Source organism: Herpetosiphon sp. NSE202, from assembly GCF_042688385.1.
Taxonomy (GTDB): Bacteria; Chloroflexota; Chloroflexia; order Chloroflexales; family Herpetosiphonaceae; genus Herpetosiphon.
On record NZ_JBHUPY010000009.1, the window covers coordinates 33,982 to 56,519 of the forward strand.

Annotated in this window: 23 protein-coding genes and 1 other annotated feature; of the genes, 10 read left to right on the forward strand and 13 right to left on the reverse strand. The window is 50.5% G+C overall.

Features of this window, described 5'->3' with window-relative positions:
* Positions 1–271: 271 nt before the first annotated feature.
* Positions 272–1,309: a histone deacetylase gene (locus ACFMKP_RS12045; RefSeq protein WP_382292131.1), complete on the reverse strand. Its 1,038-nt coding sequence runs from the start codon at positions 1,307–1,309 to the stop codon at positions 272–274.
* A 277-nt stretch (positions 1,310–1,586) separates the two neighbouring features.
* On the opposite strand from ACFMKP_RS12045, the gene ACFMKP_RS12050 reads away from it, so the two are divergent.
* The gene (locus ACFMKP_RS12050) at positions 1,587–2,933 is read left to right on the forward strand and encodes an Hsp70 family protein (protein ID WP_382292133.1); all 1,347 of its coding nucleotides are present in this window, start codon (positions 1,587–1,589) and stop codon (positions 2,931–2,933) included.
* A gap of 115 nt (positions 2,934–3,048) precedes the next feature.
* Complete coding sequence (locus ACFMKP_RS12055; protein ID WP_054536750.1) at positions 3,049–3,342, forward strand: hypothetical protein; 294 nt, start codon at positions 3,049–3,051, stop codon at positions 3,340–3,342.
* A 42-nt stretch (positions 3,343–3,384) separates the two neighbouring features.
* Here ACFMKP_RS12055 and lexA read toward each other — a convergent pair whose 3' ends face one another.
* Positions 3,385–4,029, reverse strand: a complete 645-nt coding sequence (gene lexA, locus ACFMKP_RS12060; protein WP_054536749.1) for a transcriptional repressor LexA — start codon at positions 4,027–4,029, stop codon at positions 3,385–3,387.
* A gap of 208 nt (positions 4,030–4,237) precedes the next feature.
* Here lexA and ACFMKP_RS12065 point away from each other — a divergent pair, with 208 nt between their 5' ends.
* The 6 genes from ACFMKP_RS12065 (at position 4,238) to ACFMKP_RS12090 (ending at position 8,934) form a co-directional block, all read left to right on the forward strand.
* Positions 4,238–4,912 carry an HNH endonuclease gene (locus ACFMKP_RS12065; protein ID WP_382292135.1) on the forward strand — a complete coding sequence of 225 codons (675 nt, stop codon included), beginning with the start codon at positions 4,238–4,240 and terminating at the stop codon, positions 4,910–4,912.
* Between the two features lie 20 nt (positions 4,913–4,932).
* Positions 4,933–5,448 (forward strand): NUDIX hydrolase, encoded by a 516-nt coding sequence (locus tag ACFMKP_RS12070; RefSeq protein ID WP_382292137.1) that lies wholly within the window; start codon positions 4,933–4,935, stop codon positions 5,446–5,448.
* 99 nt (positions 5,449–5,547) lie between these two features.
* A complete protein-coding gene (locus ACFMKP_RS12075) occupies positions 5,548–6,234 on the forward strand; it encodes a hypothetical protein (RefSeq protein ID WP_382292139.1) in 687 nt (228 codons plus the stop codon).
* 572 nt (positions 6,235–6,806) lie between these two features.
* Entirely contained in the window at positions 6,807–8,093 is a 1,287-nt protein-coding gene (gene eno, locus ACFMKP_RS12080; protein ID WP_382292141.1) for a phosphopyruvate hydratase, read from the forward strand.
* A gap of 64 nt (positions 8,094–8,157) precedes the next feature.
* The gene (locus ACFMKP_RS12085; RefSeq protein ID WP_382292143.1) at positions 8,158–8,532 is read left to right on the forward strand and encodes a YraN family protein; all 375 of its coding nucleotides are present in this window, start codon (positions 8,158–8,160) and stop codon (positions 8,530–8,532) included.
* A 21-nt stretch (positions 8,533–8,553) separates the two neighbouring features.
* Complete coding sequence (locus ACFMKP_RS12090; protein ID WP_054536743.1) at positions 8,554–8,934, forward strand: RidA family protein; 381 nt, start codon at positions 8,554–8,556, stop codon at positions 8,932–8,934.
* Between the two features lie 265 nt (positions 8,935–9,199).
* On the opposite strand, the gene ACFMKP_RS12095 is transcribed toward ACFMKP_RS12090, so the two are convergent.
* From ACFMKP_RS12095 to rplJ, 4 genes are all read right to left on the reverse strand, one after another.
* Positions 9,200–9,979, reverse strand: a complete 780-nt coding sequence (locus ACFMKP_RS12095) for a PfkB family carbohydrate kinase (RefSeq protein WP_382292146.1) — start codon at positions 9,977–9,979, stop codon at positions 9,200–9,202.
* Complete coding sequence (locus tag ACFMKP_RS12100) at positions 9,976–10,473, reverse strand: hypothetical protein (RefSeq protein WP_382292148.1); 498 nt, start codon at positions 10,471–10,473, stop codon at positions 9,976–9,978. Before ACFMKP_RS12100 ends, ACFMKP_RS12095 begins: the two co-directional genes overlap by 4 nt.
* Before the next feature lie 142 nt (positions 10,474–10,615).
* Positions 10,616–11,011: a 50S ribosomal protein L7/L12 gene (gene rplL, locus ACFMKP_RS12105; protein ID WP_054536740.1), complete on the reverse strand. Its 396-nt coding sequence runs from the start codon at positions 11,009–11,011 to the stop codon at positions 10,616–10,618.
* 85 nt (positions 11,012–11,096) lie between these two features.
* On the reverse strand, positions 11,097–11,621 hold the full coding sequence (gene rplJ / locus ACFMKP_RS12110) for a 50S ribosomal protein L10 (RefSeq protein WP_382292150.1): 525 nt from the start codon (positions 11,619–11,621) through the stop codon (positions 11,097–11,099).
* An 18-nt stretch (positions 11,622–11,639) separates the two neighbouring features.
* Positions 11,640–11,798: a sequence feature (ribosomal protein L10 leader region), on the reverse strand.
* A 370-nt stretch (positions 11,799–12,168) separates the two neighbouring features.
* On the opposite strand from rplJ, the gene ACFMKP_RS12115 reads away from it, so the two are divergent.
* A complete protein-coding gene (locus ACFMKP_RS12115) occupies positions 12,169–13,527 on the forward strand; it encodes an acetyl ornithine aminotransferase family protein (protein WP_054536904.1) in 1,359 nt (452 codons plus the stop codon).
* A gap of 481 nt (positions 13,528–14,008) precedes the next feature.
* The gene (locus ACFMKP_RS12120; RefSeq protein WP_382292152.1) at positions 14,009–14,686 is read left to right on the forward strand and encodes a DUF4386 domain-containing protein; all 678 of its coding nucleotides are present in this window, start codon (positions 14,009–14,011) and stop codon (positions 14,684–14,686) included.
* Between the two features lie 217 nt (positions 14,687–14,903).
* On the opposite strand, the gene ACFMKP_RS12125 is transcribed toward ACFMKP_RS12120, so the two are convergent.
* The 7 genes from ACFMKP_RS12125 to ACFMKP_RS12155 form a co-directional block, all read right to left on the reverse strand.
* A complete protein-coding gene (locus ACFMKP_RS12125) occupies positions 14,904–17,090 on the reverse strand; it encodes a tetratricopeptide repeat protein (RefSeq protein ID WP_382292154.1) in 2,187 nt (728 codons plus the stop codon).
* A 347-nt stretch (positions 17,091–17,437) separates the two neighbouring features.
* On the reverse strand, positions 17,438–18,517 hold the full coding sequence (locus ACFMKP_RS12130) for an isocitrate/isopropylmalate family dehydrogenase (RefSeq protein WP_204753738.1): 1,080 nt from the start codon (positions 18,515–18,517) through the stop codon (positions 17,438–17,440).
* A 749-nt stretch (positions 18,518–19,266) separates the two neighbouring features.
* Positions 19,267–19,398: a hypothetical protein gene (locus ACFMKP_RS12135; protein WP_382292157.1), complete on the reverse strand. Its 132-nt coding sequence runs from the start codon at positions 19,396–19,398 to the stop codon at positions 19,267–19,269.
* A gap of 177 nt (positions 19,399–19,575) precedes the next feature.
* The gene (locus ACFMKP_RS12140; protein WP_382292159.1) at positions 19,576–20,277 is read right to left on the reverse strand and encodes an SDR family oxidoreductase; all 702 of its coding nucleotides are present in this window, start codon (positions 20,275–20,277) and stop codon (positions 19,576–19,578) included.
* A complete protein-coding gene (gene folE, locus ACFMKP_RS12145) occupies positions 20,270–20,890 on the reverse strand; it encodes a GTP cyclohydrolase I FolE (protein ID WP_382292160.1) in 621 nt (206 codons plus the stop codon). Before folE ends, ACFMKP_RS12140 begins: the two co-directional genes overlap by 8 nt.
* Before the next feature lie 59 nt (positions 20,891–20,949).
* On the reverse strand, positions 20,950–21,771 hold the full coding sequence (locus tag ACFMKP_RS12150) for a 6-carboxytetrahydropterin synthase (RefSeq protein ID WP_382292162.1): 822 nt from the start codon (positions 21,769–21,771) through the stop codon (positions 20,950–20,952).
* 419 nt (positions 21,772–22,190) lie between these two features.
* Complete coding sequence (locus tag ACFMKP_RS12155; RefSeq protein WP_382292164.1) at positions 22,191–22,493, reverse strand: hypothetical protein; 303 nt, start codon at positions 22,491–22,493, stop codon at positions 22,191–22,193.
* Positions 22,494–22,538 lie beyond the last annotated feature (45 nt).

Sequence of the window (22,538 nt, forward strand, 5' to 3'; positions counted from 1 at the left end):
TACTAAAACTGACCCCTGACAACTAACACCTGACCCCCTGAAGCTATGTTCTATGCTCTATGTGTACTGATTCATTGCGTTAACGACGGTTTGCCCCCTCACCCCCTAGCCCCCTCTCCCGCCCGCGAGGCGAGGAGGAACCACGAGACACGTGCTCCCCTCGCCCGCGTTCAGTGGGAGAGGGGCTGGGGGTGAGGGCATGAAACATGTTGTTAATCCAATGAACCAGTACATCTATGTTCTATGCTCTTCATCGCTCATCCCTCATACTTCATCCTTTTAACAGCGGATGTTCGCGGCGCAAATGCTCGATCAGCCACATAACATCTGGTTCTGGGGTATGACTGACTTCTTGATTAAACGCAGGGGCAGGCCGACCAGAAACCCAGGTTTGCAGCGTTGCATTGAGGCTTTGAGCAAGGGCTTCGAGGTTGTACCCACCCTCAAGCAAGCCCACCAAGCGTCCGTCGCAACACTCGGCGGCTAAATTATACACGATGGCAGCGAGCTGGGCATAACCCCCAGTCGAGAGCGCCAAGTTACCTAGCGGGTCGTACACATGGGCATCATAGCCTGCTGAGATGATCAATAACTCTGGCTCAAAGCGTCGAATTGCTGGGGCAATTGTGTGCTCAAAAATCAGATTAAAGCCCATATCGCCAGTCAATGGGCGCAAGGGTAGATTGAGCGTCGTGCCCAAGCCAGCTTTTTCGCCCATCTCCTTCCAATGGCCTGAGCCAGGCCAAAGCGGCCAGCCATGGGTCGAAATATACAGCACATCGGGGTTGGTATAGAAAATATCTTGGGTGCCATTGCCATGATGCACATCCCAATCCAAAATTGCCACCCGTTTAAGGCCATATTCGCGTTGAGCAAAGGCGGCGGCAATTGCAGCATTATTGAATAAACAAAAGCCCATCGCCTTATCAGCAGTGGCGTGGTGGCCCGGCGGGCGCACCAAGGCAAAAGCATTGGGGTGGCGACCGCTCAAAACCGCATCGGTGGCTACAATCGAACCACCAGCAGCAAGTTGAGCAATCTCGACCGAATCTGGCAAAATATAGGTCTCAGGATCAGCCCAATCGCCAAATTGGCCCATTCGTTGTAGGCTTGGCAAATGGCTTGCCACATGCACAGCCTCAATCTCGGCGGCGCTGGCATGGCGTGGTTCAAGCTTCGTCAAATGCTGTTGTAAATCGTAATCAGCAGCGAGCAGCGCATGAATCGCCCGCAAACGATTGGCATTTTCGGGGTGTTCAGGCTGGTCGTGGTCAAGGTAGTGATCGTGTGAAATTAGGGCGAGGCTCATACGCAAAAGCTCCTCAGCGAACAATACTAGCGCTAGCTTAATCGAGGCTTGGCTTGGCTGCAACCAACCAACGATGGACATTCCATGCTTGACGTTTTTTGCCGTCCCTCGCCCACGCTGGCTAAAATACAGCATTGCGCATAAAACATCCGTCTTAAGACTGATCATAGGAAGCAAAATGCTTTGTTACAATCCATGTTCTGCACAAGCCGCCCCCCAGTTTTGGGTTCGGGCGGCATTTCGCCGTGCAACCCATACATTTTAAGGAGGCTTTGCGATGCGGGTAGGCTTAGATTTCGGAACAACTAATACGACCGCAGCAATTTACGATGGTGCAAAGGTAACCTTGGTTCCGCTAGACTCCGTAGCGGCGAACCCCAATGTGTTACGCACTGCGCTCTTTATTACGCCAGAAGGCCAGCAACTGTTTGGCCGCGCAGCAATCAATGCCTTTACTGAGGGCAATGTTGGCCGCGAAATTATCTACGAACGGCGCTATGTTGGCACGGTCACCAACACCTATTCTGGAGTTGGCACAATCGTCCAATCGGTTGAAGGCATGGTCGATAGCAATCCACCAGGCCGCTTGTTTCAATCGATCAAAACCATGCTTCGCGATCCATCCTACATTAAAACTAACGTGTTTGGCCAAGAAACCCCGCTCGAAGAACTGATTGCCAAAATTCTGCGGGCCATTCGCCGCGAAATCGAGCGCTTTACTGGCGAAAAAATTAGCGCCATTACGGTCGGGCGGCCTGTGCACTACGCCGATACACCCGAAGGCGATGCCTTGGCAATTCGGCGCATGCGCGAAGCCTGCGAATTGGCCGATTTGCCGAATGTAAGTTTTATGCCTGAGCCAGTTGCTGCCGCCCACGCTTTTGCTGCCAGCCAACACGAACGCCGCAATATTGTGGTGTTCGACTTTGGCGGCGGGACGCTCGACGTAACCGTGATGGCGATTGACGGCGATGAGCGTCACGTACTGGCCACCGATGGCGTGCCGATTGGCGGTGATGTACTCGATAGCAAAATCGTGACTGGGGCGTTACGCCAATATTTTGGCGATGGCGCGCGGCTTGGCCCACGCAAATTGCCCTTGCCCGCAACCCTTTTGGAGCACCTCGACAACTGGCAAAATATTCTCGAAATGCATACACCAAAAATGCTTGAGATTATTGAAGAAGCGGTGCGCACCAGCGATAAACCAACCGAACTCAAGGCATTGCGCACCCTCGTGCGCGAGAACTACGGTTTGGTGTTATACGAACACGCCGAGGAAGCCAAACGCCAGCTTTCCAGCGAGCGCCAAGTTGAAATTAGCATGCATGTCGATGGCATCGATTTTGACCATTTGTTGCCACGCTTTGAATTTGAGCGCCTGATTGGCCCCGAAGCGCGCTCAATTGGCGCTTGTGTTGATCGCACGATCAAGGCTGCTGGCCTCAGCCACGACCAAATTGATGTGGTGTTGCGTACTGGCGGCTCCTCGCGGATTCCGCGCTTCATCAAATTATTAGCCGATCGCTTCACCGAAGATCGGCTGCGTGAGCAAGATCCCTTCACCAGCGTTGGTGCAGGTTTGGCCGTTGCTGCCTACGAAGGGCGCGGCGAAGCAAGCTAAATCCCAAGGCTTGGCATCGAACCTGCAAGCCCAAGCTATGGCCTAGCTCAACATCACGGCCATAGCTTGGCAATCTCAGCTATAATGCAGCTAGCCTTAGTAGGGAGTATGCGCGATGGTCAAGCAAAAAATCTTAGCTACCCTCAGCAACATCACCAGTGTTCGCGCCCAAGTTGATGGGTATCGTCAGCGATTTCAAGATCTCAAGCCATGGTGGCCGGTTTTGATTCCATTTTTGTTGTGGCGGGGCAAGCGAGCCTATGATCGCGAGCTCAAAGCGGTTGGGGTAAAACTAGGCGAAGCTGCCTTGAAAAAAGCCCAAGAACAGCACAAACTTGAGCAACAACAAACCAAGCTGATCGAAACCCAAGCCAAAATTAACCAAAAAACCAAAAAGGGACGGAATTAATTCCGTCCCTTTGGCTATGCTGTTTATGTTTCGATTGGGATTTTAGCCGAGGTTGCGGATAACTCCAACCACGCGGCCTTGCACTTCGACATTAGTCGATGGATAGTACATCGCGTCCATGGTGACGTTGGCTGGCTGTAACCGCACGCGGTCGCCTTCCCAATAAATCCGCTTCAAAGTAACTTCATTTTCATCGCGAATGCGGGCTGCGACCATCTCGCCATTTTCGGCGGTTTCCTGATAGCGCAACAAAACAATATCGCCATCAGCAATCAAGGCATCGACCATCGAGTAGCCTTTGACCCGCAAGGCATAGACATCGCCCAGCTTATCGCTGCCAACGATTTCTTCGGGCACCAAGACCGAATCTTCGGAGTTGGTTGATTCGTTGGGGCCTGGAATTGGCTGACCAGCGGCAATTACGCCCAGCACTGGCACGCGTTGGCCACCAAGCACGGTGGGCAATGGTTGTTCAACATTAATCAATTCGATTGCGCGCGAGATATTGCCTTCGCGGCGAATTTGGCCTTTGCTTTCGAGGGCGCGTAAGTTATAAGCAACCACTGAGGTTGATGAAATACTTAACTCGCGTTGAATATCGCGAATCGCCGGAGCATAGCCATTTGTGCGAATAAATTGCTTGATGTAATCATAGATCCGTTGTTGGCGTTGCGATAATCCGCTCATTGAAGCGCTTCCTTTCTGGGCCGACGTAGCTGTGGGTATTCAGCCATACACGAATAGACGTTCTACTTCTTATTATAGAAAAATACATATGTTCTGTCAACTAGGATGTTCTACTTTTTACAAATTTGATTAAAATCCGAGCTATTCTGGCATTATCTTTAATGTATATTCATAGTTCTAGCAGATCAATATTCTGATGGAGATTTATATGGATAAAGAAATACCGAAAGCGATTACTGGCAGCTATCTCAACGATTTTTGGTGTATTGGTGCTGAACATGCCCTCTATCATAAGGATGGAAATTGGTATCATCAACTGAAAAAATTCCCTGGAGTTCTATTTGATACCTACGGATATATTCTCTTCAAAACAGCTGATGAATATTTCAATTGCCCATCTCTTCGTATTCGTAAAGATGTTAGAGTACCGCAAGGGATTTCATCAATAGAAGGATATATTAAATTAAGCAAAAATTTACCAATTGAGACAATAAGCACTATCTTCGTCACGGAAAAACCAGTAGGAAATCGGTTAACCAGACGAACAATTAATATTACTGATCGCATACAGAGAGATACAAAGGTTAGTTTATGGGTAAAGTATCTTTATGACTATACTTGCCAAATTTGCGGCATCAAACTCCAGATTGGACAGAATAAATTCTATGCTGAAGGTCACCATATTAGACCATTGGGAGGGATTCATCAAGGTGAAGATATTGTAGAAAATGTATTATGCGTTTGTCCTAATCATCATGCATTATTAGACTATAGAGCAATTAGGATCAATTTTTCTGAATTAAGATCCCATCCAAGTCATCAAATTGATCCTGACAATATCGATTATCATAACGATAAGTTATTCAATATCCTAATTTTGTAAATTGATGATAAAAGGCGATTATGGAATTACCGAGCTTTATTTTTCCTTTATTAAAACGCTTTCGCTTGCCACCACGTTTACATTGGCTGGCGGCAAATGCGATTAATCCGCATTTTTTGCTGGGCGTGGCTGGGATTATTACCGATGAGCAAGGGCGCTTGTTGTTGTTTCATCATACCTATCGCCGCTCGCATCCGTGGGGCATGCCCGGCGGTTGGATGAGCAAAGCAGAATCGCCGCTCGAAACCCTCGAACGCGAGGTGCGCGAAGAATCGGGCTTGCAGGTGCGGGCCGACCGCCTAGCATTAATTGGCGTAACCCGCGACCGCCCCAAATTTGAATTTGTGGTTTGTGGCACGCTGATCGGTGGCACATTTCAAGCTTCGCGTGAAGTTGACCAAATGGGCTGGTTTGCGCCCGATCAATACCCAGCTTTAGCCCCATTCCACCTGCATATTTTGCAACAATGGCGCGAGCAGCCCACAAACGAAGTTGGCTGGTATGATGCACCATGGATTATCGCCCATCCGCGCTAAGCAGTTTGATAAACTGTCAGCACTTCGTCATCTTTAATCCTATTGTTTGCTAGTCCCCCTCGTTACAATTGAGCACAACACAGATGGGGACAACCAGAAATGACGCATGTAATCAAAATTAGCGGCTACGAAGTGGATCATGCTGATTCACTGCAAACATTAATTAGCGCCTTAAGCAGCATCAACGATCAAGTGGTTTTAATTCATGGTGGTGGCAGCATTTTGCCGCGCGTCCTGAACGCTATCGGCGGCACGAATCATCCGGCGGCAGCTGAAATTGCTACCATGGCACTCCGTGGCGGCATCAATCCACGCTTGGTTGCGGCGCTCACCCAACATCATTTACAAGCAATTGGCTTATGTGGCTCAGATTTGGAATTGATGTATTTGCTGCCCAAAAGCGATGAGCCGATTGTGCGCTTCGAGGTGTTGCACTATTTATTGGAGCAGGCGTGGTTGCCAGTGCTAGCTCCACTCGCCATGGAAAGCGCAACTGGCGCGGTGAAATTGCTCAACGCCGATACCGCAGCCCAGATGATTGCCTCGGCCTTAGCCGCTGATCAATTAACCTATATTGTGCAAACCCCGGGCGTGTATGCTGCGGGGCGACGAATCAGTGGCATTTCTGGGCGGCAATGTGATCGCTACATCAAACAAGGGGCATTCGATCCAAGCTATACCTCGGTGGTCAAAGCAGCCTCGCTGGCAGCACCGCATGTTGGGCGCGTCCGCATCACCGATCTAAATGGCTTCTTGGATGGAGTCGAGACGGTGGTTGTGGCGTAGGAAGAGCACAACTGAAACCACGAAGAACGCGAAGAGCACGAAGGGACAAGGGGTTAGGATTCAGGGGTCAGTTTTGATCCACGAAGAGCACGAAGGACACGAAGATAAGGCTATAGGCTGGTGGCTATATGTAATGGTTCATTAGGTTGGCAACCATGGTTCATGCCCTCACCTCCAGCCCCTCTCCCACTGAACGCGGGCGAGGGGAGCAGACCCTTTTTTATCGACGCATTACGGCAGAACCATGCGGTTAAAGCCCCTCGCCCATCGGATGGGAGAGGGGTTGGGGTGAGGGGATCATGCGGTGGTTAACGCAATGAACCATTACATCTTTGTTCTTTGCTCTATGCTCTTCTCCCCATTTTGCCTTTTGTCTATAAGTCTTCATCCTTCATCCCTCATCCTTCATCCTTGCTCTCTGTTCTTCTCCGCGCCCCTGATCCCCATTTTGATTTCTGCCTTTTGCCTTTTGAATTTATCTCGATAGGTCGCGAAACCGCTACCCAGCGAATGGACAGAGCGTGGTATGATGGGGCCATAAAGATTCGTGTCCCTTGAGGAGGCTTCTCAATATGGCACTCATTACGCATGTTCGCGGTCGCGAAGTTCTCGATAGCCGAGGTAACCCGACCGTTGAAGTTGAAATCGGTTTGGAAGATGGCACGCTTGCCCGCGCAATTGTTCCTTCGGGCGCTTCAACTGGCGCACACGAAGCAGTTGAACTGCGCGACGGCGACAAAAAACGCTACGGCGGTAAAGGCGTGCTCAAAGCTGTAAAGCATGTCAATGAAGATATTGCTGAAGCCATCGAAGGCTTAGAGGCGCTTGATCAAATTACCCTTGACAAGACCTTGATTGAGCTTGATGGCACTAACAATAAAGGCAAACTTGGCGCTAATGCAATCTTAGGGGTTTCATTGGCTACCGCCAAAGCTGGCGCATTATCAATTGGTTTGCCACTCTATCGCTACCTTGGTGGCGTTTTCGGCCATACCTTGCCAGTTCCAATGATGAACATCTTGAACGGTGGCAAGCATGCCCAAGACAGCACCGACTTCCAAGAATTTATGGTGATGCCAGTTGGTGCACCATCATTCCGCGAAGGCTTGCGCTGGGGTGCAGAAATTTATCACACACTCAAAGGTGTGCTGCATGACCGTAAACTAGGCACCAACACTGGCGATGAAGGCGGTTTTGCCCCATCATTGCCATCAAACGAAGCTGCGCTTGAAGTGATCGTCGAAGCGATTCAAAAAGCTGGCTACACCCCAGGCAAAGATGTTATGTTGGCGCTTGACCCAGCATGTAGCGAAATCTACGAAAACGGCATCTATAACTTGGCCCGCGAAGGCCGCAAGCTTAGCTCAGAAGAAATGGTTGGCTACTGGGAAACCTTGGTCAACAAATATCCCATCATTTCAATCGAAGATGGCTTGCACGAAGACGATTGGGGCGCATGGTCGTTGTTGCGCCAACGCATCGGCGATCGGGTGCAGTTGGTCGGCGACGATTTGTTGGTGACCAACGTCGAACGCCTCAACCGCGCAATCAAAGAAAATTCAGCGAACAGCATTTTGATCAAGCTCAACCAAATTGGGACTTTGACCGAAACGCTCGACGCGATTCAAACCGCGCAGCGCGCTGGCTGGACAGCTATTGTTAGCCACCGCTCAGGCGAAAGCGAAGATGTAACCGTCGCCGATTTGGTCGTTGCAACTAACGCTGGCCAAATCAAAACTGGCGCGCCAGCCCGTACCGATCGGGTTGCCAAATACAACCAATTGCTGCGCATCGAAGAAGAACTCGATAGCCAAGCAAAATATGCTGGCTGGAATGCCTTCGTCGTCAAACGCGACTAATCGACACTGACCATTCAGGACACGCAACGGCGCGTGTCCGCTTGCTATTTTAGGGGGAGCAAGCATGGCCGATGATCGTAAAGCACTTGGGCAGTGGGGCGAACACTACGCTGCCGCCTACCTTCAGCAATTAGGCTATCAATTAATTACCAGCGGTTGGCGCTGTCGTTGGGGCGAAATCGATTTGATCGCCTACGATCAAGCAACCTTGGTGATTATTGAAGTTCGCACCCGCCGCGGCGCAGCGCATGGCAGTGCAGCAGAATCATTGACCCTCAAGAAACGCCAGCGTTTAGCCCAATTGATGCAGGCCTATCTGCAAGCGCTTGAGCAAGCCCAAACCCCATGGCTTGGCGAGTATCGCATCGATGCCATCGCCATCACCCTCGCCCGTGGTCAGCCCCAACTTGAACATTTTCAGGCAATTTCGATTGAATAAGTAGCGATCAAGGAGTTTTGCATGACCCGTGAAGTTATTAGCACGCCCAACGCACCTGCCGCAATTGGCCCATACTCACAAGCAATTGCCATTGATGGATTATTGTTCTGCTCAGGCCAAATTCCGCTTGACCCCGCGACTGGTCAAGTTATCGAAGGCGATGTGAGCGCTCAAACCCGCCAAGTGATGGAAAATATTCGCGCCTTGCTCACGGCAGCTGGCACGAGCCTGGAAAAAGTGGTCAAAACCACGATTTTCTTGGCCGATATGAACGACTTTGCCACCGTCAATGCAATTTATGGCGAATACTTCCCTGAAAATCCACCAGCGCGCTCAACCGTGCAAGTGGCACGCTTGCCCCGCGATGTGCAAGTTGAAGTCGAAGTGATTGTATTGCGCTAAGGATAGATTTCCCTCACCCCAACCCCTCTCCCATCGGATGGGCGAGGGGCTTTTTAATTGCGTGGTTCAATGGTAAATTGTGGTGAAACAGCGACTTTTGTTGGCTGAAGCGCCCATTCCCTCACCCCAACCCCTCTCCCATCCGATGGGCGAGGGGCTTTTCATGGTGTGGTGCTTGGACAATTCGTTGGGAAACATGATCGGCTCCCCCTCGCCCGCGTTCAGTGGGAGAGGGGGCTGGGGGGTGAGGGGATAATACGCTACATCAGCCCAATTGGCCACTGATCTGCAAGGCTGCTTGTTGGCAGGCCCAAGCGGCTGCTTGCAATGGCGCAGCGCCTTGCTGCATCCGCCAAAACCATGCCGCCGCCCAAACATCACCAGCCCCAGTTGGGTCACTCACCTGCACTGGATAAGCCGCCACATGCTGGGCCTCAGCATTGATCCAGATGGTTGCACCGCGTGAGCCTTGGGTCATCGCCACCAAGCCACAAGCCTTGGCCCAGCTGGCAACCAGCTCAAAATTGCCACCAACATCTTCATCGCTGACCACCAAAGCATCGATTTGGGCTAGCTCGATTGGGGTCGGTTGCCAACGTTTCGGTTGAATTCGACCAGTGCTATCCCACGTGCGCAGCCAACCCTGAGCCGTCAAGCCAATCAAGGCGTGGGGAAAAAGCGTGCGTGGCGGAATCGCAGTTAGTTCTTGGGCTAAGGGTGCAAGATGCACCAAGTGGGCTGTGCGCCAATATGGCCCAAGACTCGCCCAATCCAAAGTGGTTGGAGCTGCATGCAGCCATTGGGTGCGGGCATCGCCCTGATAACGATTTTCAAAGGTCGCGGTGGCGCTGCTTGGCAAACGCAACAAGCTGCAGTTGCTTGGCAAATCAAACACAATCTTGGTTTGAGCTGGCGTGATGATTGTAGTTGCCACGCCCCACGAGGCTAATGCCCGCGCGGCAAACGTGCCAGTGCCACCTTGTTGCCAGCCGGTTGCGGTCAGATCGCGGGTTAATGCGCCAATTAACAGATACTCAAGGCTCATGGGCTATGCTCCAAAGGCATGTGAATCGTGTAGGTTGGATTGCCACGCATAAACACAAAGGGGTCGAGGTAGGCGCGGTAGGTGATATTGAAGGTATATTTGGTGTAAGTCGCCTCGCGTTCCAAGCCAAAGCGGGTTTTATAGCTCAGTTGGCCCCATTCCCCTATTGCCAACTGCATAATCGTGGTTGAGGTGGTTTGTTCGGGCAAGCGCAACAGCACCTCAAGTTGCGGCAGCGGATTGAGGCGCAAACCTAAGCCATTATGATACAGGTGGCGCAAATCGCTATAGGTACGCAGATTGGCCCTGGTTGGGCGGGTGTAGGCATTGGTCTCATCAAACTCGGTATGATGCAGCACAGCGCCTTGCACAAAACCATGAGGTGGCAGGGGCATCACACTTAACCGTTCAGGTGTACCTTGACACAACTGCGGTGGACGTTGGCCGTGGGGCACAGTCCAGCGCGTTTTGATTAGTTGGACAACAACAAGCATGTCAACTCACAGCTGAAAAAACTCTTCTCCTCAGTTTAATCCAATTTTGGCAGAATAGCAGGCGAACTGGCGGCAATTAACAAAAAAACCGACGTTTGAGGGGAGAAACCCCCAAACGTCGGCTGAAAGCCAAGTAAAAAACTTACTTGATTTCGATTTCTGCGCCAGCAGCGGCCAAAGCAGCTTTGGCAGCTTCGGCTTCTTCTTTGCTGACACCTTCTTTGATTGGTTTTGGTGCGCCTTCGACCAAATCTTTGGCTTCTTTCAAGCCCAAGCCAGCGACAACTTCGCGAACGGCTTTGATGATCGCGATTTTCTTGTCGGCTGGAGCGCCTTTCAAGATAACGGTGAATTCGGTTTGTTCTTCAGCAGCAGCGGCTGGAGCATCGCCACCAGCAGCAGCGCCACCAGCAACCATCACAGGAGCAGCAGCTGAAACGCCGAATACTTCTTCCATTTCTTTGGCCAATTCAGCAGCTTCGACCAAGGTCAAGCCTTTGAGTTCTTCCAACAATGCAGTTACTTTTTCTGAAGCCATGAGTGTAATTGCCTCCAAAGCAATAAAATACGAATTTCAAGGTTGATTGGCGAAAAGGCTAGGCGATTCGCCGAACGAATGCGATTTAGCCTTCAGCACCCTTTTGTGCGTGTGCGCCGAGGATGTAGGCAATATTGCGCATAACACCCTTCAAGCCACCGACAATGCGGCTTGCTGGAGCGTTGATACCGCCCAAGATCTTGGCCAAGCTATCGTCGCGGGTTGGCATTTTGGCCACCCGTTCGACATCTGCGCCAGTGATTTTTGAGGTACCGACGAGCCCGCCTTTGATCTTGATGTCTTTCTTCGAAGCTTTGAAGAAATCGTCAATTGCCTTGGCAACGCCTGGAATATCATCGTATGAAAATGCCAGCGCGGTTGGGCCACCCAAAAATTCTTCAATGTCAGTTTTACCTGCTTCGCGTGCTGCCAAGCGGGTCAAGGTGTTTTTAGCAATAATCACCTCGCCGCCTTTTTCACGAACTTTCTTGCGAAGCTCGCTCAATTCGGCAACTGTCAAGCCGCGATAGTTGGCAACTAAAAGCATTTGAGCGCGGTTCAGGCGTTCGGTTAATTCGGCAACGGTTGCAACCTTAGCTTGTGTTGGCATTCCGTTCACCTCCTTTCACAGGCAAATAAAAAAGCCCTGAGTGTCAAGACACGCAGAGGCAGGAGCACACAAATGTGTGGAAGATTGCAAAGAATCTATCAGCTACCTCGGCGGGCGATGCTTGGCATCATTAAGCGCGAACGCACCTGCTGTCTACGGTGGTATTTCTTGTACCGAAGCGAGATTATAGCAGGCTTTGTCATTTTCGTCAAAAGTAGCCAGAACATAGAACAGAGAGCATAGAACATAAGTAAGGTACGAAACCGCGAAGATCGCGAAGAACACGAAGTGTAGATTCAGCCATTTTATAAATTCGGTGGCAATCCAAGCAAGGTACTCTCATCTAAATCTTAGCGCGCTTAGCGTTCTTCGCGGTTTCAATTCGTGATCCTCACTCCCAATGCCCGACCTCCAACTCCTCTGTTCTCTGTTCTATGCTCTATGCTCTTTCTCCATTTTGACTTTTGCTTCACCTTTGACGGGCTAGAATGGCTCGGATAGAATGAGCATAATACCGATCACTGTGCCAAGGATGGGTATTTTGGCAATGTCGCCTATCAACCTGTTTAAGGAGTTCCCCGTGACTGATCTGCTGACGACGATTCCTGGCCCCCGCGCAACTGCCCTAGTTGATCGCGATACGGCGGTAATGGCCCCATGTAGTGGGCGTGTCTATCCTTTTGTGATGGAACGTGGCCTTGGTTCTGAAGTGTGGGATGTTGATGGTAATCGCTACCTCGATTTAAACGCAGGGATTGCGGTGGTTTCAACGGGCCACAGTCACCCTCGCCTCGTAAGCGCCCTGCAAGATCAGGTGGCAAAATTTATCCATATGGCTGGGACGGATTTTTATAACGAGCCAATGGTTAAGGCCGCCGAAAAATTAACCTCATTGATGCCTGGCTCAGGCGAGTGGCAAGTCTTTTTTGCGAATAGCGGCACCGAATCAGTCGAAGCAGCAATCAAATTGGCGCGTTATTACACCAAACGCCAAAATATTATTGGCTTCTATAGCTCGTTCCATGGTCGCTCGTATGGCAGCTTGTCGGTAACCGCCTCGAAGCCGTATCAACGCAAAGGCTTCTTCCCCTTGATGCCTGGCGTATTCCACGCGTTCTATCCCAACCCCTATCGCACGCCATGGGGCGTTGAACCAGAGCGGGTCGCCGAAATCTGTTTGGATTTTATCGAAAAAACCTTGTTTACCACCACCACACCAGCAGAAGATGTGGCAGCGATTATCGTCGAGCCAATTCAAGGCGAAGGCGGTTACGTCGTGCCAGCCCCAGGCTTCTGGCAAGGCTTGCGCGAACTCTGCGATCGCCACGGCATTTTGTTGATCGCCGATGAAGTGCAAAGTGGCGTTGGCCGCACGGGCAAAATGTGGGCAGTTGAATACGAAGGCGTTGTGCCCGACATCATCACCAGCGCCAAAGGCATTGGCTCAGGTGTACCAGTCGGCGCGATGATCGCCCGCAAAGAAATTAGCAGCGTTTGGAAACCAGGCGCACACGGCAATACCTATGGTGGCAACGCCTTGGCAATGCGCGCCGTCTACGAAACCTTGTGCCTTGCCGAAGAAGAATTGATGGCCAATGCCAACGAGGTTGGTGGCTACTTCAAGCAACGCCTGCACGAACTCGAAGATCGCTACGAGTGCATCGGCGATGTACGTGGCCGTGGCTTGATGATTGGCATGGAATTCATCAAAGATAATGTCAACAAAGATCCCCATGGCGAGCTTTCCAACGCTGTGATGGAAGAATCGTTCCGCCGTGGCATGTTGCTGTTGACCTGTGGTAAATCGACCATCCGCTTCTGCCCGCCGTTGGTGCTCACCAAAGACCAAGTTGATGAAGGCATCAATTTGTTGAACGATACCCTGCAAGCCCTCGGTGCAAAGTAAAAAAACCTATTTTCACTCACGTTACCCCCTCGTCCAATTGCGGGCGAGGGGATTTTTATGGGTTAAAGGGGCTAGGCTTTAACGCAGCGGCGCAGAGGATTAATGGCTTTGGGCTAGCAGAATACGGTTCGAGCAATTCGTGGCTAAAAAATAGTGCTTCGTGCTCTTCGTATCCTTCGTGGATCACGATTTAGCGCATAGGCGCAGAGAGGATGAGGCTTTTGACTATCGGCTATCGGAAGATTGTTCGAGCAATTCGTGGCTAAAAATAGTGCTTCGCGTTCTTCGTGATCTTCGCGGTTTCAAGCTTCGTAGTGCTTTGTTTCTTTTGATCATGAAATTGCCGGAACTGGCCCCTGAATCCTGCCGCCTGAACCCTCACTAACGATAAACACCCATCAACAACACTTTGGTGTCTCTGCCAACAGCTACCATTTTTGTATGCTCATGCCCAGAAAGCAAACAGTTTTTGGAGGATAGCGTGCACAAGCTACAAACATGGGGTGGCATTGCCGCCGTGATCAATGGGGTTGCCTATCTGATTGGGATTGGCATGGTCGTGACCATTTTAGCGCCCTTCCTTGCGGCCAGCCAAGCCGAAAAAATCAGCTTTTTGCTCGCACATCAAACCTTGATGGCCCTCTGGTATCTGATTATCTACTTGGTCGCAGGGGTTTGGATGGTTCCGCTAGCGCTTGGCTTGCAGCAGCGGCTGCAACAAGCTGCGCCAAACTTGCTGCGCGTTGCCACAGCCATGGCCATTATTTGGGCAACCACAATTCTTTCAAGCGGGATGTTGTTGATCAATAATCTCAAAATCATTGCCGATCTTCAGCACAATGATCCTGCCCAGACGGGCGCTGTGTGGGTCGCAATCTCGGCAATTGCCAGTGGGTTGGGTGGGGCAATCGAATTGCCTGGTGGGGTGTGGGTCAGCTTAATCAGCCTTGCAGGACTACAAACCAAACACTTACCCAAAGCGCTCAATTATCTTGGCTTGCTGGTCGGTGTTGCGGGCATTGCAACCGTCTTTCCAGCATTCTACGAGGCTGGCTCGATCTTCGGTGTAGGCATGATTGGCTGGTTTTTCTGGGTTGGAATTGTTTTGATACGAGCAAAGAACATAGAACATAGGGAAAAGGGAAAGGATGAAGGATGAAAGTCAAAAGGCAAAGGTCAAAAATCAAAATGGGGGTTAGTGGCGAGGGCGGGGATCAGGGATCGGGCTTCTAACGCAGCGACGCAGAGAACACATGGCTATGGGCTTTTGGCTAGCGGAAGATTGTTCGGGTAATTCGTGCAATTCGTGGCTAAAAAAATAGTTCTTCGTGGTCTTCGCGTTCTTCGCGGTTTCGTGGCTACAAAAGCCTATAGCCTCACTCCAAAGCACTTCGCACCTGCTCAAGCCATGCTTTGGTTGCTTGACTAGAGGGATGCTGTAGGCCAAAGGTTTGGGTATATGCAAGCAAAAGCTGTTGCAATAACATCTCAGCTTCGCTCAAGCGTGCTTGTTCAACCAGCGTATCGGCTAAATGATATTTTGTAGTAATAGTATCAGGATGCAACACGCCAAGGCTTTGTTCACGTGCAATCAGCACTTCGCGATAGAGCTTTTCAGCTTCGCTATGGCGTACTTGGCTTGCTAAAACCCATGCTAAGCCAAATTTGCTAATGAGCGTATCCTGATGCTCGTCGCCAAGCAGCGTATTACGGGCCAGTAACACTTCGCGATAAAGTTGCTCGGCCTCTGCATAGCGCGCTTGATAGCCCACTGCCCATGCTAATGAGTGTTTTGTGGCTAACGTCTGAGGATCGTTTGGCCCAAGCGTTTGCTCCTGAACCGCCAATATCTCGCGGGTAAGCTGCTCAGTTTGCGTATAATCACCTTGCTCACCAAGAATTCCGGCCAAATTATGCTTGATCACTAAAACATCAGCATGCGTGCTCCCATATTTTTGTTCAGAGAGCAGCAATATTTCGCGATAGAGAGCTTCAGCCTCGCCATAGTGGGCTTGATGCGCCAGAATGCTGGCCAAATTGAACGTATATTTGACCCTCAATCCCTCAGGCGACGTTCTTTCACTTGCTTGGTCGTAAATGTTGATTGCTGCTTGATAGGCACGCTGCGCCTGAACATAGTTTCTTTGCTTCTGGAAACACAACCCTTGTTGGTAGACCAAGCGCCCATCGTAATCTGTACGCTGGCATGCACGTTGATGGCTATATTCAAGGTGTGGTAACAGTTGCTCAATGTCGTTCATGGCCCATGCTTCCACATATGTATCGCTGAGTTCGGTTAGGGCTTGCTCAACATCAACGTAATATTGAGGATAGTTGCGCGCATCAAGATCGAGCGCCACATCGGCAATCAACGGATGTAATCGCGGCTGGGTTGGGTCGTTACAAAAGCCAGCCTGGGCTAGCTCCCACAAGTATTCCGTCAGCTGATCGTCTGAATACCCGCTGGCCGCTTGCAATAACGCCCATGGAATAACCATATTTGGCGCACAATAGGCCATCAGCAGCAATAACCGCCGACATGGATGGTATAGTGCGGCAGGCAACAAGCCATAACTTAGCGCAACCGTATCGCGTACGCTCCAAAAATGGTTAACCACGTTTTGAGCTTGTTTGTCGATTGGTTTGACCATGGTTTGCAAGCTGGCAAGCCGATGCTGTTGCAGGGCCGCAATATAGTCGGCGGCAGGCTTGCGAAAATAGAACTTTAAAGCCGAACCAATCAGATGCAATGCCAACGGTACATGCCCAACTAAATCAGCCAATTGGTCAGCATCTGTGTCATTAAGATATTGTTGGTTGGTTGGGTGCGCAGCTAGTTGTTGCAGCAATTGGCGGCTTTCAGCTGGAGTCAAGCTATCTAAGGTGATTAGATGAATCGCGCCTGGCCATTGGCTCCGCCGACTTGTGACCAGTACGTGACAGCCACTCGCCGCATTTGGTCGATAGCGATTGAATAACGTGGGATCTTCACAATTATCGAAGATCAACAAGCGTGGCATAGGCTGATTAAACAATTCGCGTACCACTTGTAGTCGTGTTTCAGGTTTGACTTCATAACGCCATTCGTCTGGTTTCAGGCTAGACCAACAGCGCTCAAAACTAGCTTGCAAGGTTTCATTAGTTGCAGCGTACACCCAAAATACGCCACCAGCAAAGTAGCTGCCATAACGATGGGCAAATTCTAAGGCTAGGCTACTTTTGCCAATTCCACCCATGCCAGTGGCAAAAGCAGTTGGCGTAATCATGGTTGGGTCAGAGCGTAACATTGCTTGTGCTAGTTGATAAAGCTGCTGTTCGCGACCCACAAAATCGCTCAGCGGCTGATGGGGCATAACCGAATATGCTGGTAATTGGCTACGCTCGGGTAAGGAGGTTTGGGGCAGGGTTGCCAACTTGGCTAATGCAGCAGGCAGGGGATCGGTTTGAGCTGGTAATTGCAAATATTGGTTAATTTGATTGTTGTTGCCTGCAATCACTGTATCAATAGTTACATCACCAAAACTATTGTTTGACCCCATAAAATCACTAATGCTATTGCTCATGGCAATCCTCTGAAAGTCAAAAATCAAAAATCACAAGTCAAAAGTCAGAAAGCAAAATGAGATCTATTGGCTAGCAGCACAGTTTCGTTTAATTCGTGGCTCAACGATTAACGCAGATGCGCAGAGAACGCATGGCTATGGGCTTTTGGCTAGCGGAACATTGTTCGTGCAATTCGTGGAATTCGTGGCTAAAAACTTAACCTTCGCGATCTTCGCGTCCTTCGCGGTTCCGTGCTTCGTGCTCTTCGTGCCCTTCGTGGATCAAAACCGACCCCCCAAATACCATAAAAGCACACTCCGTCGTTGCAGTGTGCTTTCGAATTGATCAATTACTGGCAATCAGCAGCTTAGTTACCGAGTGAAGGCCAAACTTCAAGCTTGGTTTTGACCCGGCGAATCACTTCGTCGGTGAAATCGGTGGTGGTGGTGTGGCCACCCAAATCGGCGGTGCGCACGCCATCGTACACAGCTTCCAAGGTGGCTTCGCTGATTGCGCGGGCAGCCATGTTGGCTTGTGGGGTGTCAATGTAATCGAGCAAGGCAGCCGAGGCCAAAATCATAGCCATTGGATTGGCAACATTTTTGCCTTCCAAGCTGGGAGCTGTGCCGTGTGGCGCTTCGGCCATCACAACATTAACCTTGAAGTCTTTGTCGAAGGCCAACAACAACGATTCAGCGCCAGCAATCGTGCCGAACATTTGCAAAACCAAGTCGCTCAAGCAATCGCCGTCGCGGTTGAGCGCTGGGATAACCATTGGATCACCTGAGTTGGTCAAGAGCAAGGCATAGGTTGCATCGATCAATTGTGGCTCGTAGCGCACATCAGCATAGCGCTTGGCAGCTGCGTCCATTTCTTCTTTGAGCATGCCTTCGTAGACTGGGCTAACGGTATATTTGGGGCCGCCAAAAACTTTGGCTTTCATGCGGCTGGCATGCATAAAGGCATATTCTGAGACAGCGCGGCACGTGCCACGGGTAATTTTTTCGGTGCGATAGGCAATTTCGTTATCGCCTTCGCCTTCGCGCCATTCCTTAGCACCATAGGCATCGTCAACGGCCATGCGAATGACCGAGATTGGCGCATAGGCACCGCCAACTGGGCGCACTCCTGGAATCCGGCGGCCAGTCCGTACAATCACCGTGCCATTGATTTGTTCGCGCAGAATTGCATTCGGGCTACCAACATCGCCAGCTTTTTCTGGGGTGATGGTTGCGGCTTTCAAGCCAAAGCCAGCTTCTTTCATCGCTTGAGCTGCTTCCAACACAATTTGATTATTGGTCGCTCGGCGCGATTCGAGGCTCAGATCGTAGCGCTTCAATTCGACTTCAACCCCGGTTACCGCAGGGTCAAGCACGCGCAGACCTTCTTCAAGCAGTTCTTGCCCCGTTTGATCGCCCTCAAGGACAACAATCGTTGGCTTACTCATTTAACTTAACTCCTTATCGTATCGATCGTTTTGAAAATAAACAAAGTTCACCTAAGGATACAAGTCTGTGCCACTACTGTCAAAGTGCTAAGCAGAGCATAGAACAGAGAGCATAGAACATAGAGGTCGAGGATCAGGGGTTGGAAGTTAGGATTTAGCGCAAAGAAGAGATGGCTCTAGGCTCTAGGTGTACTGGTTCATTAGGTATAGTCCCCTCACCCCAACCCCTCTCCCGTGGCGCGGGCGAGGGGCTTTAATCCTGTGGTTCTGCGCAATGTGTGGGGTACAAAATGGGTGCTCCCCCTCGCCCGCCCGCGAGGCGAGGGGGAACCACGCAACCCGTGCTCCCCTCGCCCGCGTTCAGTGGGAGAGGGGCTGGGGGTGAGGGCATGCACCTGGTTGCCAATCCAATCAACCAGTACACCTAGCCAATAGCCCATCCTTCGTGTTCTTCGTGCGCTTCGCGGTTTCGATCCTTCGTGCGCTTTGTGCGCTTCGTGGATCACGAATAAATGCCAATTTCTACGAGGCATATTAGTAGCTATTGGCATCATCACCCCTTTGTTGAGGCCCAATCGCAAGCCGAATGACGAAATTACGCTTTATGAGGCACTAAAATGACGAAATTAGGCAGTATATTAATCGAAGTGTTTGAATTACAGCTTAAACGGGTGATTTCTTAAAAATTTTTGATGACACATATGGGGGAAGCGAGGTGCTATCAAGCTATGGACTGTCGCTTGATTGAATCAGTGGAATAAGCTTGGTATGATACATCCAGAGTAATCGAACTGAACATCGTAGTCGCCAAGCAATCTAACATCGTCGTAGTACACATCATTGCACATCGTCGCACCAACCAAACTCGTTGCAGCACTCATCGCACTACTCCATTGCAGCACGACATTCTAGCACGTTGTCGCACCATTCTAGCTCATTGCACTCGACATCGCACTACCATCGCACATCGCAGCCTTTCAGTTTGATGCTCGACCATTCTCAATCTGGGGCTTCCAGAGTAAGCCGAGGCGGCATTTACCGCCTCGGTTTTTTGTTGGCTACAATTTGCCAACCACATGGCCAATGCTGATCTCATCGATCAACACATGGCTTGGTTGGCTCAAAATATGCGCGACGGTGTTGGCAACTTCGCTGGCTTGCAGCATATTTTGGCGGTTCCAGCTGCCAGCCACATCGTTCCACAGCGCCGTATCAACTGCCGCCGAAACGACTGCCGTAACCCGCACTGATTGCGGACGCAGCTCCTCGCGCAAGGCCTGCAAAAAGCCCATCAAGCCAAATTTGCTGGCTGAATAGGCCGACCAACCAGGAAAGCCACTCTTGCCAGCAATCGACGAAATTGCAATGATCTGGCTGCCAGGCTTGAGATAGGGCAAGGCAGTTTGGCAAGCCAAAAAGCTAGCAGTCAAGTTCACATCCAACGATTGCTGCCATTGCTGCAAACTCAACGCGCCAACATCGGCCACATGAGCCACGCCAGCAGCCAAAATCAGGGCATCGATCTGGCCTTGGCCTGCTTGCCGAGCCAGCTCAATCGCTTGCTGCACAATTGCCGGATCGCTGGCATTGCCAACCACAACCTGCGCCTTCCCGCCAGCCCACTCAATTTCGGCGGCAACTGCTTGCAACTCGGTTTCAGTGCGAGCCAGCAAAATTAGCTGATTCTGCGCAGCGCACGCCAAGGCAATCGCCCGCCCAATGCCACGCCCTGCGCCAGTAATTACAATTGTTTTACTCATCGGAATAATTCGCCGTAATATGACCCATGAATTCAGCGCGAATTTGGGGATCGGTTTTAAACACGCCTTGCAACGATTGAGTGACCATGCGGGCATTGGCTTTTTTAACGCCACGAATCATCGAACACATATGCGCGCCGTGTACCACAACCGCTACGCCGCTGGCACCGATTGCTTCAGCCACAAAATCGGCAACCTCGCGAGTAAGCCGCTCTTGCACTTGTAAGCGTTTGGCAAACATATCGACAATGCGGGGAATTTTCGAAAGCCCAATTACCTTGCCATTGGGAATGTAGGCAACGTGAGCTTTGCCCCAAAATGGCAACATATGATGCTCGCAAAGCGACGAGAACTCAATATCGCGCACCAAAACCATCTCGTTATAATCAACCGTAAAGATTGCGTCGTTAATCAAGGCCACAGGATCAGTGTGATAGCCAGCGGTAAGCTCGGTAAACATCTTGGCAACCCGATGCGGAGTGCGTTGCAAGCCCTCGCGTTCAACATCTTCGCCGAGACCCTCGATAATTGTTTTGACTGCGGCTTCCATATCTTCGCGCACAGCTGGGGCTGAGTTGCTATTGAGTCCATTGCCAGAGTAAATAAGCGTCATCTGATTAATCCTTTAATTAGTAGTAGTTCCAGAACCTCGTCCATCATTCAGGCCTAGGCTTAGTTGTGGCTCAACGGGTAATCAAACACATTATTGGCAGTTTCCCACAGCCGCAAATGTTTTAATTGCGAGCCAAACAAGGCTTCGAGCCGTTGCCACCGCACGACCACAATATTTTCGGCGGTCGAAGGCTGTTCGGCAAATTCAGCAACCTGATAATCAAGATGGCGATGATCCCAGTCGTTAAGCACACTCTGTACGCGTCGATCCATATCGACCAAATCGATCACCATGCCAGTTTGGGCATCGATCAGGCCATCAACGGTCACTTCCAGTTGATAATTATGGCCATGGCCATTGGGATTATTGCACTTACCATATAAATCGCGGTTGGCTTCATCGGATAAATTTTGCGCATGCAAGCGATGCGCCGCCGAAAACTCATAGCGCCGATTAAACGTGGCGCGCTGTTGCTGACCAAAATATTCAGCATACAAATCGTTATTTTCGTATAAACGTAATTTGGCTAAACGGACTCCTTTGGGTAATTGCGGCTCGATCTGGCCCCACAAGACTTGCACCAAATTTTCGGTTGTAGGGATTATCTCACGAAAGTAGGGGGTATCTTCATTGAGATGTTTATGATCAAATTGGTCTAATACCGTTGTGACCAAGCGCTTCAACTCAACCATATTCATAACCATACCAGTGATCGGATCAACAGCACCAGCGACGGTCACAAACAACTCGTAGTTATGGCCATGACCATAGCGATTGGTGCATTTGCCAAAGACCGCCTCATTTTGCTCTTGGCTCCATTCCTCGCGCCAATAGCGGTGCGAAGCGGAAAAATTAAAGCGCCTAGTTGCAAAAACATCCATGTGCAATTCATCCTTATGTTAACGACCAATCCCCCAGCTATCGATCATGTCTTTTTATTATGCCATTGAAACTCTAGGCTCTCAATGCTTTTTAAGCATGATCTTAGCAAGTTATGCCGCTTGAGACTACGCACGAATAAACCAGAAGGATGAATAATCAATGCTGAAGGATGGGGAATTGGGGATGAGGAAGTGAGTTTTTAATCCAAAGCCGCAGCTGCTCTAGGCTACTTATAATGGTTTATTGGGTTAACTATGGCTTGTTCCCCTCACCCCCTAGCCCCCTCTCCCGCCCGCGGGAGAGGGGGAACCGCTGAATCAGTGCTCCCCTCGCCCGCGTTCAGTGGGCGAGGGGCTGGGGGTGAGGGCACACGGTTGCCAATCCAATGAACCATTGCAAATAGCCAATAGCCTTGTTCTTATTCAGCGTCGTCGAAATCTAAGGGATCATCGACTGGCGGCACATAACTTAGCCCTTCTTGGATTGCTTCCATGGGATCGTCGGTTTCGCCTTCGCGCAAGTTCTCGCCAGTCAATTCATCATATGATTCGAGCGGCTCGTTCAAATCACTGTAGGCTTCAGTTTCGCCCTGCTCAATATCAGTAATCGTAAAATCTTGCAGATTTTCAACTTCATCGGCGTTGAACACGCCCAAAACATCGCTTTCTTCATTGCGATAGCCAGCTAATTCGCGTAGTTCATCACGTAAATCATCACTCATCAGAATCTCCTTATTATTGAGGGATCAGGGGTCAGGGCTGGGGAT

What these genes read in the sequence shown, in the direction of transcription:
- ACFMKP_RS12045 (WP_382292131.1), bottom strand. Translation starts at nt 1,309, where the DNA reads ATGAGCCTCGCCCTAATTTCACACGATCACTACCTTGACCACGACCAG.
- ACFMKP_RS12050 (WP_382292133.1), top strand. Translation starts at nt 1,587, where the DNA reads ATGCGGGTAGGCTTAGATTTCGGAACAACTAATACGACCGCAGCAATT.
- ACFMKP_RS12055 (WP_054536750.1), top strand. Translation starts at nt 3,049, where the DNA reads ATGGTCAAGCAAAAAATCTTAGCTACCCTCAGCAACATCACCAGTGTT.
- lexA (WP_054536749.1), bottom strand. Translation starts at nt 4,029, where the DNA reads ATGAGCGGATTATCGCAACGCCAACAACGGATCTATGATTACATCAAG.
- ACFMKP_RS12065 (WP_382292135.1), top strand. Translation starts at nt 4,238, where the DNA reads ATGGATAAAGAAATACCGAAAGCGATTACTGGCAGCTATCTCAACGAT.
- ACFMKP_RS12070 (WP_382292137.1), top strand. Translation starts at nt 4,933, where the DNA reads ATGGAATTACCGAGCTTTATTTTTCCTTTATTAAAACGCTTTCGCTTG.
- ACFMKP_RS12075 (WP_382292139.1), top strand. Translation starts at nt 5,548, where the DNA reads ATGACGCATGTAATCAAAATTAGCGGCTACGAAGTGGATCATGCTGAT.
- eno (WP_382292141.1), top strand. Translation starts at nt 6,807, where the DNA reads ATGGCACTCATTACGCATGTTCGCGGTCGCGAAGTTCTCGATAGCCGA.
- ACFMKP_RS12085 (WP_382292143.1), top strand. Translation starts at nt 8,158, where the DNA reads ATGGCCGATGATCGTAAAGCACTTGGGCAGTGGGGCGAACACTACGCT.
- ACFMKP_RS12090 (WP_054536743.1), top strand. Translation starts at nt 8,554, where the DNA reads ATGACCCGTGAAGTTATTAGCACGCCCAACGCACCTGCCGCAATTGGC.
- ACFMKP_RS12095 (WP_382292146.1), bottom strand. Translation starts at nt 9,979, where the DNA reads ATGAGCCTTGAGTATCTGTTAATTGGCGCATTAACCCGCGATCTGACC.
- ACFMKP_RS12100 (WP_382292148.1), bottom strand. Translation starts at nt 10,473, where the DNA reads ATGCTTGTTGTTGTCCAACTAATCAAAACGCGCTGGACTGTGCCCCAC.
- rplL (WP_054536740.1), bottom strand. Translation starts at nt 11,011, where the DNA reads ATGGCTTCAGAAAAAGTAACTGCATTGTTGGAAGAACTCAAAGGCTTG.
- rplJ (WP_382292150.1), bottom strand. Translation starts at nt 11,621, where the DNA reads ATGCCAACACAAGCTAAGGTTGCAACCGTTGCCGAATTAACCGAACGC.
- ACFMKP_RS12115 (WP_054536904.1), top strand. Translation starts at nt 12,169, where the DNA reads ATGTCGCCTATCAACCTGTTTAAGGAGTTCCCCGTGACTGATCTGCTG.
- ACFMKP_RS12125 (WP_382292154.1), bottom strand. Translation starts at nt 17,090, where the DNA reads ATGAGCAATAGCATTAGTGATTTTATGGGGTCAAACAATAGTTTTGGT.
- ACFMKP_RS12130 (WP_204753738.1), bottom strand. Translation starts at nt 18,517, where the DNA reads ATGAGTAAGCCAACGATTGTTGTCCTTGAGGGCGATCAAACGGGGCAA.
- ACFMKP_RS12135 (WP_382292157.1), bottom strand. Translation starts at nt 19,398, where the DNA reads ATGAGTGCTGCAACGAGTTTGGTTGGTGCGACGATGTGCAATGATGTG.
- ACFMKP_RS12140 (WP_382292159.1), bottom strand. Translation starts at nt 20,277, where the DNA reads ATGAGTAAAACAATTGTAATTACTGGCGCAGGGCGTGGCATTGGGCGG.
- folE (WP_382292160.1), bottom strand. Translation starts at nt 20,890, where the DNA reads ATGACGCTTATTTACTCTGGCAATGGACTCAATAGCAACTCAGCCCCA.
- ACFMKP_RS12150 (WP_382292162.1), bottom strand. Translation starts at nt 21,771, where the DNA reads ATGGATGTTTTTGCAACTAGGCGCTTTAATTTTTCCGCTTCGCACCGC.
- ACFMKP_RS12155 (WP_382292164.1), bottom strand. Translation starts at nt 22,493, where the DNA reads ATGAGTGATGATTTACGTGATGAACTACGCGAATTAGCTGGCTATCGC.